Source organism: Limosilactobacillus gastricus DSM 16045, assembly GCF_001434365.1.
Classification (GTDB): Bacteria; Bacillota; Bacilli; order Lactobacillales; family Lactobacillaceae; genus Limosilactobacillus; species Limosilactobacillus gastricus.
Window position 1 is genome coordinate 59,584 of record NZ_AZFN01000011.1, and the last position, 14,225, is coordinate 73,808.

Consider the following 14,225-nt stretch of genomic DNA (forward strand, 5'->3'; position numbering starts at 1 on the left):
ATTGACGATGGAAAAAACAGAGATAGAACAACTGTTACACCAGCTAGCACCAAAGGAGCCGTTAAAATTACCGGGGAATGCGGAACAATATGCCGTTAAGAATGTAGTACTGAATCCTGACTCACCCTTAAAAGGGAAGCGGATCTATTTCTTAGGTTCTTCAATTACGCAGGGTGCCGCGGCAATTGACGAGTCATTTGTTGATTACCTAGTTGCTGAAGATGGGATCTTCGCGCAAAAAGAGGCCTTGTCAGGAACTACACTGGCGAATTCAAATCAACCTTTATTAAAAGGGAATTCATATTTAGAACGCCTAGCTAAGAACCCGCCCAAGCAACCACTTGATTTAATGGTGGTTCAACTTTCGACCAATGATGGACGAAAACAAATTCCTTTAGGCCAAATTAGCTCAACTAAAGATATGGCGACGTTTGATCAACAGACAACCTTAGGAGCGATTGAGTACCTATGTGCCTTAGTTACGCGAAATTGGGCCTGTCCCCTAGCTTTTTATACCTGTTTACGTAAGGGAAATGACTATCCAATTTTGATTGCTAAGTTAAAAGCACTGCAGGATAAGTGGGGCTTTTCAATGATTGACTTAGAAAGTGATGAAGAGATCATATCAGCTACTCAGCAGCACCCATCTTATATGTATGATGATGCTCATCCCACCCGCCAAGGCTATCGTGATTTATGGACGCCTTATTTCAGAAAAGAACTGCTTTCGATTTTCAATCATCAGGAGGTGAAATGATGGATTATGCAAATTTAAGTCCCGTTAAATTCCGTCATCTAGTCCGGCAAGGTCAATTTACGGGCCCGACGAGTGGCTATTGCCCTGGATATACCCAAGCAAATTTGATTATTGTGCCGCAAGCGGATGCCTTTGACTTTTTATTATTGGCCCAACGTAACCCGCGCCCATGTCCGGTTTTAGAAGTTGCTGATGTTGGTAGTCGTCAGTTACACCAATTTGCTCAAGACGTAGATCTGGCCAATGATTTCCCTCGTTATCGGATTTATCGGGATGGTCAATTAGTCCAAGAGGTGACCTCACTAGATGACATTTGGCGAAATGACTTTGTGGCCTTTCTCATTGGCTGTAGTTTTTCGTTTGAAGCAGAATTAATGGCCGCCGGAATTGAAATCCGCCATATCACCGAGGGCGTGAATGTACCAATGTATGATACTAATATCGAATTACTTGGAGCGGGAAAACTACAAGGTCAAATGGTGGTGTCAATGCGACCAATTCCTGGTAGCCAGATTGCTAAAGCTGTTGAGGTGACAGCGGCTATGCCACGAGTTCATGGCGCACCAATCCAGATTGGGGACCCACAAGCGATTGGTATTCAGGATCTCAATCATCCTGATTATGGGGATCCGGTAACGATTATGCCAGGAGAATATCCAGTATTTTGGCCGTGCGGAGTCACACCGCAAAACGTAGTGCGTCAAAGTAAGTTACCTTTAGTTATCACGCATGCACCGGGTCATATGCTGATTACCGATGTCATAAATCAAGATTTAAAATAAAATTGACATATCGCAAAAAGACGATATAATGAATTACATGGAAATAATTGAAATTTATAAAGCATTATCAAATGAATATCGCTTACAGATCTTAGAATGGTTGAAAGATCCACGAGCTTATTTTGTCAATGATGGTCATCCAGAAGTCGATGTTGCTGAGGTGGGCGTTTGTGTTGGTGAGATCCAGAAAAAATTGGGTTTAACGCAATCAACAACCTCACAATACCTTACGATTTTACAAAAAAACCATTTCCTTATCGCGACTAGGATTGGGAAATGGACTTACTATCGGCGGAATGAATCAGCCATTCAAAAGATATGTGAAGAGCTCCAGCATAGTTTAACAGGGTTAGCTGATTAACCCTGTTCATTTTAGCTTTATATATCGATAATTCTAGATATGACATTTTGTTTCAATAAAACCTAAACTTGGAGGTAAAACTTGATGACTAAACAACTACTAACACCACTGACCTTTCGTCATGGGGCCACCATTCCAAACCGAATGGTGATGGCGCCAATGCAGACACATTCGGGCAAACGGGGTGGGTTTGTTTCTGAGCAAACTTTACAATATTATGGCGCTCGTTCGCAGGCAGCCGGGATGTTGATCACTGAATTTCATTATGTGAGTGGAAACGGGGGCCCAGCCTATGAGCCCGGTTATCCAGAACAACTAGGAGCCTACTCTGACCAACACTTACCAGGACTAAAGAAATTAGCATCAGCTATGAAGAAAGATGGGAATAAAGCCATTTTACAAATCCATCATGCTGGCCGGTCAGCCATCGGCCGGGCGGTGAGCGGTGAAGATGTCTTAGGGCCAAGTACCATTGACTTTGCCCACCTTCCCTATCCGATTCGTGGGATGACTGAAGCGGAAATTGAAGCAATCATTCAGGACTTTGGCGCTGCCACGAAACGGGCCATTGAAGCCGGCTTTGATGGCGTTGAAATTCATGGAGCTAATCATTATCTTTTGCAACAATTTTTCTCGGCCATTTCAAATCATCGTACGGATCAATGGGGTGGCTCACTGGAAAAACGGATGGCTTTTCCCTTGGCGGTCGTTCGAGAAGTTAAGCGTGTCGTTGCTCAATTAGCACCAAGTGACTTTATTATTGGTTATCGGATCAGCCCGGAAGAAATTCATGGGGATCAAGTGGGGTATACATATCGTGAGTCGCGTCAATTGATTGCTCAATTTGTTAAAGAGGAGTTGGATTATATTCACCTTTCCTTGTGGGAAGGCTACCAGTCAACGCCGAAAGATACGACGCGGACATATGCTGATTTGTTCAGAGAAGTCCTTGATGATCAAACTAAATTAGTTACAGTAGGAGGCGTCTTTAGCGAGGCTGCTGCTCAAGATGCTGTTGAAAATTATTCAGATTTGATCGCGATTGCCCGCGGAACCTTAGTTGAACCAGAATTTGCTAAAAAGGTTATCGCCGGCCAGGGCGATCAAATCTTTGACCGAATCAGTCCCGAACGAATTCCAGCGGTTAAATGGACGCCAGGCTTACTAGAGGCCTTTAGTCGAGATGATTCGTTAGGCTTACCACCTCTACCGGGTGGCGAAAGCATTCGGCCTCTTCATACGGGTCGATATGATATGTATTACCATCAATCGTGATAAGGTTGATATCCAGTTTTGTCTTGCTCAGTAATTTCGCGAATAACCCGACAAGGAACGCCTGCTGCAACAACGTTGGCTGGGATATCTTTCGTGATGACACTTCCGGAGCCAATAATTGTATTATCACCAATAGTGACGCCTTGATTAATATGGACGCCAGCGCCAACCCAGACATTATTGCCAATCTTAACCGGTTTAGCATAGCAAGCGCCATGAGTACGCTCCCAAGCATCAAAAGCGTGATTAGATGTATAGATGCCGACTTTTGGCCCAAAAAGCACGTTGTCGCCAATTTCAATCCCTCCACCATCTAGCATGACACAATCAAAATTAGCGTAGAAGTTATTGCCAATCTGAATGTGATTGCCAAACTCACAACGAAAAGTTGGTTCAAAATGAACTCCTTGGCCGATATGACCGAGGAGTTTTTTTAAGATGGCTTCTCGTTCACTGGCTGGTTGACCAAAACTAGCGTTATATTGGTTGGTCAATAAGACCGTTCGTTCCCGAGCGGTTACCAATTCAGGAGTAAGGTCATCATACATTTGCCCACTTAAGATTCGTTGGTATTGATCTTCTAGTTTCATGGTGAGTACCTCGCTTAATATTGATATGTTATGATATCTACAGTATATCAAAAGGAAAGTGGGCATGGAATATGAAGCGGATTAAGGTAGTTGGTGCTGCGATTATTGATGATGCTGGACATGTATTAATTTCAAAACGAAAGGCAGAACGAGTCTTAGGATCCTTATGGGAATTTCCGGGTGGCAAGATTGAAACCGGTGAAACACCCCAAGCAGCTTTGAAACGCGAAATGCAAGAGGAGTTTCAGGATCAAATTGTTGTTGGCCCGCAAGTGGGGACAACTGCCGTGCATCAATATGATTTCGGCGAAATTCATCTTTCGGTTTATTTTGCCAAATTATTAACCCATCATTTTAATTTACTTGAACACAGTAAAGTTGAATGGGTGGAACAAAGTGAATTATTAAAACGGGACTGGCCAGCTGCTGATGGAGAAATCGTTAAGGAATTAGCCCAAATTGATTTGAGTGAGGTAAGTTTTGATGCATAAGGAGATCAAATATTCCTTTGATCGGGATTTAGCAGCTCATGATCCGTTAGTGGTCGAAGAATTAAGTGAATCACTGTTAAATGGCTATATCGATCGCGATCAGTTTGACTATGTCAATGATTATGCTCCGCAACTGCTGACTAATCGGGGTGATCGACATATTTTTGATGACCTCCAAAGTGAACTTCGAAATTGTGATGGATTTACTTTTTCCGTGGCCTTCATCACGGAAGAATTATTGACAATGTTAAAGACCACTTTGGCCGATTTAGCTGAACGTGGAGTGCAAGGGCGAATTCTAACTTCCAATTATCTAAATTTTAATCACCCGAAGGTTTTTAAGGACCTTCAAAAAATTCCTAATATTGAAACACGATTGGTACGAGCTAATGGGTTTCATCAAAAGGGTTATATCTTTGATCATGCTGATCGGGATCTACAGACGGTGATCATTGGCAGTGCAAATTTAACCAAGAATGCCCTCTTAACGAATTATGAATGGAATCTGCGGATTAGTTCCTTGGAGAATGGGGACATTACCCATCAAGTATCCCGAGAGATTGAAAGCTCGTGGGAACAAGCTACTGATTTAACGGATGAATGGATAGCTAACTATGAACAGGCTTATCAAGAAAAGCCCAGTATTCAGTATATAATTCGACAGGAAAAAACATCCAAAGTAGATCAGCTAATTAAGCCAAATACAATGCAACAAGAAGCTCTGGATCAACTGCAAGTCTTGCGACAACGGGGTGAACATAAAGGCCTAGTGATTTCGGCCACGGGGACAGGGAAGACTTATTTAGGCGCCTTTGATGTTCAACAATATCGGCCAAAGCGGTTTTTATATGTGATTCATCGTGAGCAAATTCTCCAAAAGACAAAAGATTCCTTTCAACGGATTCTAGGTGGCGATGATCGAGATTATGGAATCTTTACTGGAAGTCGGAAGGTGACGGATGCTAAATACCAATTTGCGACTATCCAATCCTTAGCTAAACCGGATCAACTAGCTAACTTTGCACCGGACGAATTCGATTATATTTTATTTGATGAAGCTCACCATGTCGGTGGAGAAACCTATCAACGGGTAATTAATTATTTTCATGCTGACTTTATGCTCGGGATGACGGCTACTCCCGAGCGGTCCGATGAATTTAATGTTTTCCAACAATTTAACTATAATATTGCCTATGAAATTCGTCTCCAGCAAGCCCTGGAAGAAGACATGTTGTGTCCTTTTCACTATATTGGAGTGGAAGATTATGAGTTTGATGGGGATGTAATTTCTGATATGGCGACCTTGAGTCGGTTAGTATCACCAGAACGGGTCAAATATATTATCAAACAGACACAATACTATGGTTATTCGGGGAATGTATTACGGGGCCTAATCTTCTGTTCCCAAAAAGAAGAAGCCTATGATCTGGCAGCTGAGTTAACGAAGCAAGGTTTTCCTTCAATTGGACTGACCGGTTCGGATAGTGAAGCTCGACGGAATGAAGTTGTTAGTCAACTAGAAGATGGAAAGATAAATTATATTGTGACGGTCGATATTTTTAACGAAGGAATCGATATCCCAAGTGTTAACCAAGTTGTCATGTTGCGCAATACCAAATCAAGTATTGTTTTCGTTCAGCAATTAGGACGGGGCTTGCGAAAAGCACCGAATAAAGACTACGTAGTGGTAATTGATTTTATTGGAAATTATCGGAATAACTATTTAATTCCTATTGCTCTAACAGGGGATGATAGTCGGATGAAAGATTCGGCCCGTCAAACAATTGAGTTAGAACCAATGATTGGCGTTTCAACTATCAATTTTACCCGAGTCGCTAAGGAGCGGATTTATGAGTCCATTCAAGTAGCAAAGTTAACTGGAATTCGCGAATTAAAGCAAATCTATTTACAGCAAAAGGAACGATTAAATCGGATTCCGTTAATGTATGATTTTCAGTATTCGCATTCGATCGATGAGCGTGTCTTTGCTCGAATGAAGGGGAAAAAGACGGGCGCACCACAAGGTAGTTACTACGCCTTCTTGACTCGGGTTGAACCAGGTAAATTTAATTTATCTGACTATGAGGCGGCTGTTTTGCGCTTCTTGACGAATGAAATTTGTACCGGGATTCGCCAACATGAACTTTTAATCATTGATTATTTATTGACTCATGATCAATTAACTGATCAGGAATTCGCGAAGATTATTACTGACCATCATTTATATTTAGAAGATGATACATTGGCTTCAGTTCAACGGGTCCTATCGTTGGAATATTATGGCGAGAAAACTCATCCAAGTAAGTATGATTATGGGGAACTGCCAGTGGTTGAATATGCTGATGGAGCTTATCGATTAGGCAAAGCCTTTAGTGAGAACTATCGTCATCACCATGATTTTCATGTCCTGGTTCAAGACGCAATTAAGACGGGCTTATTGCGGGCAAAACGGTATGATTCTACACAAGTCTTTACCCTGTATCAACGCTATACCCGCTCGGAGATTATTCGTTTAATGAATTTTGAAAAAGATATCCCCAAGTTGAATATTGGTGGTTACAAAATTGAAGGCCACCGCTGTCCAATTTTTGTGACTTATGAAAAACCAGATGATATTAGTGCTACCACTGATTATAATGACGAGTTCTATAATAATCGAGAGATGAGTTACTTCTCTAAGAGTAACCGGACGCGGCAAAGTAAAGATGTGCAGGCGATGACTGGTTATGATGAAAATGGAGAACCATTACTGGAAATGAAATTATTCTTAAAGCAATCAGCTGATGAAGGGGATGACTTCATGTTTTTAAGTCAGGTACGGACGATCCCTCAATCTGTGTCAGAGACGACACAGGGTGGCAAACCGGTTGTGAAATTTATTTTGAAATTAGATTCACCAGTCGAAAACCGACGGTATCACCGGATTATTGGTAAATAATTGAAAAGCGGATGCATCGAGAAAATGAATCTCGAGGCATCCGCTTCTTACTTTTTACCGTCTTTTAAGGAGAGAGATTGGTAAAACTGCCTTTTAGTATCGACGTAGTTTAGCAAGGGGTGCGAAACCAAGCATTGCTAGGGCGATACCAAGTAGGGTCAGGCTAGTAGCGTCATTCCCAGTTTGTGGTAGGGATGACGCCGTCGTCATAGCTTTTTTAACTGCGACGACTTTCTGATTAGTATTGGTTGCAGCACCAGAAGCGACTCTACTTACTTCCTTGATTTCAGGAGCGTTCATCAATTTAGTTACCGTTTCATTTAATACAGTATCCTGACTTGGAGAATTATCAGCAGATTGATCGGAAGCGGTCACTACTGGTGTTGCTTTTTCAGAAGTAGGGTCAGTTGTTTCAGAAATAGGTTGAGTAGTTTGGTCTGCTGCGGGTTGTTCAGTTGTTGAATTAGTAGGCTGAGTAGCTTCAGTATTCGGTGAAACTTTTTCAGTTGGAGTAGTTTGGTTTGCTGCAGGTTGCTCAGTTGTTGAATCAGTTGGCTGAGTAGTTTCATTGTTAGGTGAAACTACTTCGGCTGGGGTAGATTGCTTTTCAGCAGCTGCTTTAGCAATTGCTAAGGTGTTTTGAGCAGTGGTTAAGGCTACTTTGGCATTTGCAAGCGTTTCTTGTGCTTCTGATACTTTTTGATCAATAGCATCTTTTTTATTCTTTGCTTCTAAAAGTTGGGCTTGTGTTCGAGTTACATTATAGCGAAGTCTCATTTGGTAAGCTTGTTCATAACCTGAAAGATCAGATTTTGCTTTATTTAACTCGATTTCATCAGCTGAAACTTTAACTTTTGCATTGTCAAATGCAGTTTGTGCATCCTTTTGCTTTTCTAGTAAACCATTATAAATGGTCCCATCAACGCTGATCGTGGCCGTTTGATTCATGTGACCAATTGGCGTGTTAATGGACATCGCTAAGTCATAGGTCGTAGCGGGATCTGCACTAAATGTCCAATCGACAGCATCACCATTAGCGTTTGAAGCAGTCAGATCAGTTCCCTTGTAAGAAAGTGACCCAACATATTGCTTGCCGTTAGTCATATGGAGGGTAATTTCTACCTGGCCACTTGGGAGTAGTTTAACAAGGGCGTTTTTAGCAAAGGACTGCTGTGAAAGTGATTCAGTGGTAGTACCTGTTTTCCAAACAGCAGCAGGAATTTCTTGACCATTTTCGGCACTAGACACGGCAGCATTGGCAGTGCTTAATGCATCACTAGCTGAATTCAACGTAGCCTGATCTTGGTTGAGTTGATTTGTAAGATCATCGATCTTTTTTTGTGTTGAGTCAATATTAGATAAGACTTCATTATTGGCCACGGTGGCTTCATCCGCTGCCGCACTAGCAGTGGCATAATCACTATCAGCATTCATTTGCAATGCTGTTGCCGCAACCAATGATATATTGGCTGAATCAACATTCGCTTGTGCGGAATCGACGGCTGCTTGTGCTACTTCAACAGAAGGTGCAGAACTTGTAGTCGCTGGTTGTGCTTCCGTTGTTGGTTGACTCGGGGCCGTTGTGTCGGCATTAGCAACCGTGGTCCCTAAAACGGTCGTTGTAAATAGCGCTCCTGCCACGATGGACGTAACCATAGTGGCCTTTTTCAATTGATTTCCCATAAATATTCCTCCAAATTAATTGTAATAATAGTAACAATCATAATTTAATTATACAAACAAAGTCCAAATTTACAACAAAAAATTCAAAAAAGATTATCATGTGATCATCAAATATGGTATGCTCTAATTGCTTATAAATAAAGGGTTTCATGACGTTATGTCACCAACGAGGGGTCTAAAATGAGAAGATATATAATGTATATTTATAGGATGATAATCATAATTGCAGTTGCTATTTTTTTAAGTTTATTAATAATTTATGATTCTGGTGGTTTGAATATTCATCATAGTTTGGTCCAAGCTGATCAAACTACGAAGACGGTTGATAGCCAAGCGACCTTTTGGAAAAGCTCCGATCCGAACAGTCAATCTGTAGCGCAAAATTATCTGAATACTGATGCCAAACTAATCCAAACTGATGGGAAAACACAAGTGATCATTACTACCAAAAATGGTGGTGGACAAAACATTCAAAAAATGCAGATCAAGGGTGGGAGCGCAGCGCAAATCCAAACCAATGGCAATGAATCCACGCTGACCTTTGATCTACCTAACTTAGACGGAACATATACGATTGAAATGACAATTGATACCAAGGTACCGATTCTTGGCAATCAGGGGATTATGACCGAATCGGCCATTATGAAAGTGGATTTATCGAAGCTTGCAACGGCTACTTCATCTTCCAGTTCGGCCACGAGTTCATCAGTTACGAGCAATAGTTCGACTAGTTCAAGTTCAGTTTCAGTTTCTTCATCAGCAACTAGTTCCTCATCCAATACCAGCTCTTCAACGACAACGGCCTCCTCAACGACAACACAATCGGTGCCAGCAAATAATGATCAGTCAGTAAATCGTTCGCTTTCCATCCGTAAGACTACCAACATCAATGAAGAATCAGCTTCAGCTTCCTTTTTCGGCCCTCAAATAGTCTTTCGCCCAGAGGGTGATCACTACTTAGCAATTATTACCCTGACTAGTGGTAAACAATATGTTAAGACAATGCAGTTTGCGGGCAAGTCACCAAGTCAAATTACAAATTTGGGGCCAGATAGTGCGGCCTATACTTATCAGGTTTCAAAGCAAACGATGATAGATGGTCAGGAAGTATTGACGTTCGATCTGATAACTCCGCTTGGTGAGATGCACCAAACCGCCATCGCTTATTATCCGGCTAATGGTCAGGCGACCCTGACCTCCAACGCTAACTCCATTACAGCGACCTCATCACCATTTGGTACGGTTAATTCAAGCTCGTCCAATATAATGACTGCAACATCCGGACAAGTGATTGACCCCAATCAAGATGTCCAGGAAATTACTTATGAAGTTTTAAACGAAAGTCGTTCAGGTCTCTCTGAAGCGAATAACTACTACACCCGCACTGCTCGCATTGTCAAAAGTGGTTCGGGCTACAATGTTACGATGACGGTCAAGGTCAAAGCGGGAATCGTAACCTTTGTTCCGGTTAGTGTCGGGGTTGGGCAGATTACTAGTCAATCACATACTACTTCTGGCGGTGAAGACGTTTGGACTTTTACCTTTCATATCAACAGTGCTGATGACTTGAATAATCCAGTGGCGGGACAAATTAAGATGACCGTCCCAATGGTGGGAATTTCCGGACGCTTGTTCAATATCTGGTACGTCTTTGGAAAAACGTCGGTTGGAGGGGCTAGTTATCTCAGCTCGATGGATGGCGACGCCGGTGCTTTAGGAACTAGTGGCACAGCTGGTGCTGCCGCCGGGGCAGGTCAAACGGCGGGAAGTTCGGCTACTAGCCCACAACTTTTTGATCTAAGGGCGGCGCAAAAGCAGTTAAGCAAGTATCGGGTTGATCCAGTATTGGCTAAATGGCCACATGTGAAACTAATTCGCTATCCAATTGCCTTAACAGCCACAATCATCGTGGGCTTAATGGCGATAATTTCTGGTGGAACCTTAGTTTGGTACAAATGGTGGAGTAAATAGGTGAGATTATGAAGAAAAATCAAGGGATAAATTATTTATGGCGGTGCATGTTGAGTGGTTTGATGTTTTGCTTGTCCTTTATTGGCCTGTTAAGTGTGGCGCATGCCGATTCAATTAATTACCAAACCTTTAAATACGGAACCTCCACGACTTCAATGGCGGATGGTTACTATGTTAAACCAGCACAAATTACTGTTTCCGGTGATAAATATGTGATTACGATGACTATCCGGACGGCTAATGATTTGACGGCCTGGCCGGTAGTAGTGAATTCGATTGATGGTCAAGCGCCACAAAATGTTTCAAAAACCCGTAGTGGGAGTTCTTATGACTATTCGTATTCATTTATGGAATCTGATCTGAATAAAGTGATCTCAAGTAATATTTCAATCAATGTTCCGGGCGTGTACACTGCAACTCACAACATTAGTTTTAAGTTTGACACGAGCAATTTGCCATCTAAATCAGGTGGTAATAGCCAGACGGAAAGTACGACGGCGGTTGGGACAAATGATCCGAGTTTAAATACTAAATTAAAAAAGCTAACTTCACAGGCTTCTTCACAGTCAAAGGCTGCTAGCAAAAAAGAAAGTCAATTAGCGGTTTCGATTAGTCAGCAAAACATCGCAACAGCCAAACAAAATCGCTACAATGCAGCGCTTTTCTACTATGTGTTAGTGATTGGTCTGGTCGGCTTAGTGATTTTAATCGGTTCAGTAGGTTACTTTATCTGGCGGGGAAAATATCATCCGCGCCATTAGGAGGATAAAATGAAGAGGAAAGTTATTATTGGGAGTTTGCTGGCCTTTTTAGTGATAATTGGCGGGATTGCCTGGGGGGCACGCGTTTTTGTTCAAAAACAACAAGAACAAAGTCAGCGAATTGTGGCTACTAGTGCAGCGATTACCGAAATTTTTGCGAAACTTGATCTTGATTTAGTTGGCGTTCCCAAAACCCAAGCAAAATTACCAGCTCGGTATCAAAATGTGGCTAAAATCGGCAGTCCCATGGCTCCCTCAGTGGAGAAAATTGATTCGCTCAATCCGACAACCGTTTATGCCGTTTCGACCTTAAAAGATCAGTATAATTCGGCTTTTAAGAAGCAAGCAGTGAATGTGGTTTATTTGAAATTAGACTCAGTTAAGCAATTGAAAGGAACTTTATCTAGTCTAGGTAAACAATATCATCGAACGAGGCAGGCCCATACAGCTAATCAGGAGATTGATAGTGCAATCACAACTGTGAAGAAGCGCATTCATGGACGAAAACCGCGGGTTCTAATTTTAATGGGAATGCCGGGAGCGGGATATATGATCATGACAGAGAAAACTTATGTCGGTTATTTGGTGAAAATTGCCGGCGGGGAAAATGTTTATGCTGCTAATGGACAATCATTTATCTCGCCCAATAATGAATCCTTGGCCCAGCAGAAACCTGATGTGATCTTACGATTGGCTCACGCTTTACCTGATCAGACGATTCCACAATTTAACGATGAATTTAAGAATAATCCGGTGTGGGCGCAAATGCCAGCTGTTAAGAATCATCGCGTCTATGATCTGAAACAACCGACCTTTAACGCATCGGCCAATATCAATGCCGCCAAAGCACTCAAGCAGGTTAGTCAGTGGTTGTATCCAAAATAAGGAGTTAGGGATGAAACGTATCGGATGGGCGTATTTGGGCGTGATGATCTTGTTAGTTTGTACAGTTATTATTGCAATGATGTGTGGGCCAAGTGTAATTTCGTGGCAACATATGACGATGACCGATTACAATACCATTTTTAATATTCGCCTGCCGCGCTTGGTGGCGGATTTAGTTGGTGGAGCCGCCTTAGCGATTAGTGGCGCTTTATATCAAGCGACCTTTCGAAATCCAATTGCTGATGCGGGCATTTTAGGGATTTCAGCTGGGGCCGAATTATTCACGGTGGTCGCTGCCTTGGTTATACCAGGGACTCTTTGGTTCAAAGTTAGTGGGTCCTTGATAGGTGGCACCATCGTGTTAGTGGTCCTGGTAACTTTACAACAGTTTTTGAGTCCAACTCAGTTGATTCTAGTCGGGGTGGCAATGGATGCTGCGATTACCGGCGTTCAAAAAATTTTGAATGCAAATCAGCTAAATGGCTTAGCAACGGTGACCTGGACAGGAACGATGGTATTAGCCGTTGTTGGTGTGATCACCATTATTGCTGCCTTATTTGTTGCCCATTGGGGGAATTATCTTAAGGTCAGTGATGAATTTTTAGGTTCTGTGGGGCTTAATCCTCGCTTATTACGGACCAGTTTATTAATAATCGCGACGATCTTAGCAACCTGTACTACGGCAGTTATTGGCATTGTGGCCTTCTTAGGGATCATTGTGCCGCAATCTTGTCGTGTCATCATCGGCCGAAATTATCAAGATTTAATTCCCTTTGCCGGTTTATGTGGGGCGTGGTTGCTTTCAGCAACGGATACCTTTGGGCGCTTAATCGTCCAACCCAGTGAAATTTCTGCGCAAATTATCTTGGCGATAGTTGGAGGTCCCTTCTTGATTGTGATGTTGGTTAAAGGAAAGCGGGCGATCTAATGATTAGTGTAAAAGAGCTCAGTTTTCAGTATGATCATCAGCCACGCCTGATTGATAATTTAAATTTTTCACTACCAAGCAAAAAGATTACGGCCATTATCGGCCCCAATGGGAGTGGGAAGACGACCCTATTAAAATTATTAACACGCTCTTTAAAACCTGAGGAGGGGGAAGTGACGATTGCTGGGCAGTCGATTTGGGACCTGTCAGCAAAAGACTTTGCCCAACAAGTGGCGGTGGTGTATCAACATAACCCGCTCTATGATGTCATCAAAGTGGGTGAATTAATTAATTTTGGTCAGTCACCATATCATGATTTGTTAACTGGTACAGACCGTTCTGATCAGAGCAAAGATGCGATTGTTCAGCAACTCGGTTTAACAGAGTTAGTTGATCGACCGATGGGATCCTTATCAGGAGGACAACAGCAATTAGTTTGGTTGGCGACCGCTTTAAATCAGTCGCCACAGATTTTAGTATTAGACGAACCAACGACTTATTTGGATCTTTATTATCAGGTGAAACTAATGCACCTGATCCAAAAGATTCAGAAGACTCAACAGTTAACCATTATTATGATTTTGCATGATTTAAATCAGGTTCTGCACTATGCGGATTGGTGCTTGTTGTTAAAAGATGGGCAATTAATCGATCAGGGGTTGCCCAAAGAGATCTTGACGCCCAAACAGATTCAAGCCACCTTTAATTTGGCGACTGATATGATCACCATGCCCCAGGGAACCCAGTTATACATTAAAAATGAACAACCTTTGATAGAAGTGAACCCCCTAAGTTGGACAGAT

Annotated in this window: 12 protein-coding genes and 1 pseudogene; 11 read left to right on the top strand and 2 right to left on the bottom strand. The window is 42.2% G+C overall.

Translation table 11 applies throughout. The features are described 5' to 3' along the window. Window positions 1-7: 7 nt before the first annotated feature. The 4 genes from FC60_RS04965 to FC60_RS04980 all read left to right on the top strand — a co-directional run bounded on the left by FC60_RS04965 (window position 8) and on the right by FC60_RS04980 (window position 3,175). Complete coding sequence (locus FC60_RS04965) at window positions 8-757, top strand: SGNH/GDSL hydrolase family protein (protein WP_056937338.1); 750 nt, start codon at window positions 8-10, stop codon at window positions 755-757. Then, window positions 754-1,539: a putative hydro-lyase gene (locus FC60_RS04970; protein ID WP_202812942.1), complete on the top strand. Its 786-nt coding sequence runs from the start codon at window positions 754-756 to the stop codon at window positions 1,537-1,539. The genes FC60_RS04965 and FC60_RS04970 overlap by 4 nt, the downstream gene beginning before the upstream one ends. A gap of 37 nt (window positions 1,540-1,576) precedes the next feature. Beyond that, a complete protein-coding gene (locus FC60_RS04975) occupies window positions 1,577-1,900 on the top strand; it encodes an ArsR/SmtB family transcription factor (RefSeq protein ID WP_056937351.1) in 324 nt (107 codons plus the stop codon). Between the two features lie 84 nt (window positions 1,901-1,984). Then, window positions 1,985-3,175 carry an NADH-dependent flavin oxidoreductase gene (locus tag FC60_RS04980; RefSeq protein ID WP_056937340.1) on the top strand — a complete coding sequence of 397 codons (1,191 nt, stop codon included), beginning with the start codon at window positions 1,985-1,987 and terminating at the stop codon, window positions 3,173-3,175. On the opposite strand, the gene FC60_RS04985 is transcribed toward FC60_RS04980, so the two are convergent. Then, window positions 3,166-3,765, bottom strand: a complete 600-nt coding sequence (locus FC60_RS04985) for a sugar O-acetyltransferase (protein ID WP_056937341.1) — start codon at window positions 3,763-3,765, stop codon at window positions 3,166-3,168. The two genes, FC60_RS04980 and FC60_RS04985, sit on opposite strands and share 10 nt — an antisense overlap. A 71-nt stretch (window positions 3,766-3,836) precedes the next feature. Here FC60_RS04985 and FC60_RS04990 point away from each other — a divergent pair, with 71 nt between their 5' ends. After that, window positions 3,837-4,256 (top strand): (deoxy)nucleoside triphosphate pyrophosphohydrolase, encoded by a 420-nt coding sequence (locus FC60_RS04990; protein WP_056937342.1) that lies wholly within the window; start codon window positions 3,837-3,839, stop codon window positions 4,254-4,256. Then, on the top strand, window positions 4,249-7,194 hold the full coding sequence (locus tag FC60_RS04995; protein WP_056937343.1) for a DEAD/DEAH box helicase: 2,946 nt from the start codon (window positions 4,249-4,251) through the stop codon (window positions 7,192-7,194). Before FC60_RS04990 ends, FC60_RS04995 begins: the two co-directional genes overlap by 8 nt. Before the next feature lie 93 nt (window positions 7,195-7,287). Here the strand turns inward: FC60_RS04995 and FC60_RS05000 are convergent, their stop codons facing one another. Next, window positions 7,288-8,877, bottom strand: coding sequence for an LPXTG cell wall anchor domain-containing protein (locus FC60_RS05000; protein WP_056937344.1), 1,590 nt, complete (start codon window positions 8,875-8,877; stop codon window positions 7,288-7,290). Window positions 8,878-9,087: 210 nt separating this feature from the next. Here FC60_RS05000 and FC60_RS05005 point away from each other — a divergent pair, with 210 nt between their 5' ends. The 5 genes and pseudogenes from FC60_RS05005 to FC60_RS09815 all read left to right on the top strand — a co-directional run. Beyond that, a complete protein-coding gene (locus FC60_RS05005) occupies window positions 9,088-10,848 on the top strand; it encodes an NEAT domain-containing protein (protein ID WP_162252177.1) in 1,761 nt (586 codons plus the stop codon). 8 nt (window positions 10,849-10,856) lie between these two features. After that, the gene (locus FC60_RS05010) at window positions 10,857-11,609 is read left to right on the top strand and encodes an NEAT domain-containing protein (RefSeq protein WP_056937346.1); all 753 of its coding nucleotides are present in this window, start codon (window positions 10,857-10,859) and stop codon (window positions 11,607-11,609) included. A 9-nt stretch (window positions 11,610-11,618) separates the two neighbouring features. Further along, entirely contained in the window at window positions 11,619-12,494 is an 876-nt protein-coding gene (isdE, locus tag FC60_RS05015; RefSeq protein WP_056937347.1) for a heme ABC transporter substrate-binding protein IsdE, read from the top strand. Between the two features lie 10 nt (window positions 12,495-12,504). After that, window positions 12,505-13,422 carry a FecCD family ABC transporter permease gene (locus FC60_RS05020; RefSeq protein WP_056937348.1) on the top strand — a complete coding sequence of 306 codons (918 nt, stop codon included), beginning with the start codon at window positions 12,505-12,507 and terminating at the stop codon, window positions 13,420-13,422. Further along, window positions 13,422-13,964: pseudogene (locus tag FC60_RS09815) on the top strand (ABC transporter ATP-binding protein); the annotation flags it as partial. The gene FC60_RS05020 and the pseudogene FC60_RS09815, both read left to right, overlap by 1 nt. Window positions 13,965-14,225: the final 261 nt, after the last annotated feature.

Bases quoted from the DNA above. Each gene is read 5' to 3' on its own strand.
- FC60_RS04965 (WP_056937338.1), top strand. From the start codon at position 8: ATGGAAAAAACAGAGATAGAACAACTGTTACACCAGCTAGCACCAAAG.
- FC60_RS04970 (WP_202812942.1), top strand. From the start codon at position 754: ATGATGGATTATGCAAATTTAAGTCCCGTTAAATTCCGTCATCTAGTC.
- FC60_RS04975 (WP_056937351.1), top strand. From the start codon at position 1,577: ATGGAAATAATTGAAATTTATAAAGCATTATCAAATGAATATCGCTTA.
- FC60_RS04980 (WP_056937340.1), top strand. From the start codon at position 1,985: ATGACTAAACAACTACTAACACCACTGACCTTTCGTCATGGGGCCACC.
- FC60_RS04985 (WP_056937341.1), bottom strand. From the start codon at position 3,765: ATGAAACTAGAAGATCAATACCAACGAATCTTAAGTGGGCAAATGTAT.
- FC60_RS04990 (WP_056937342.1), top strand. From the start codon at position 3,837: ATGAAGCGGATTAAGGTAGTTGGTGCTGCGATTATTGATGATGCTGGA.
- FC60_RS04995 (WP_056937343.1), top strand. From the start codon at position 4,249: ATGCATAAGGAGATCAAATATTCCTTTGATCGGGATTTAGCAGCTCAT.
- FC60_RS05000 (WP_056937344.1), bottom strand. From the start codon at position 8,877: ATGGGAAATCAATTGAAAAAGGCCACTATGGTTACGTCCATCGTGGCA.
- FC60_RS05005 (WP_162252177.1), top strand. From the start codon at position 9,088: ATGATAATCATAATTGCAGTTGCTATTTTTTTAAGTTTATTAATAATT.
- FC60_RS05010 (WP_056937346.1), top strand. From the start codon at position 10,857: ATGAAGAAAAATCAAGGGATAAATTATTTATGGCGGTGCATGTTGAGT.
- isdE (WP_056937347.1), top strand. From the start codon at position 11,619: ATGAAGAGGAAAGTTATTATTGGGAGTTTGCTGGCCTTTTTAGTGATA.
- FC60_RS05020 (WP_056937348.1), top strand. From the start codon at position 12,505: ATGAAACGTATCGGATGGGCGTATTTGGGCGTGATGATCTTGTTAGTT.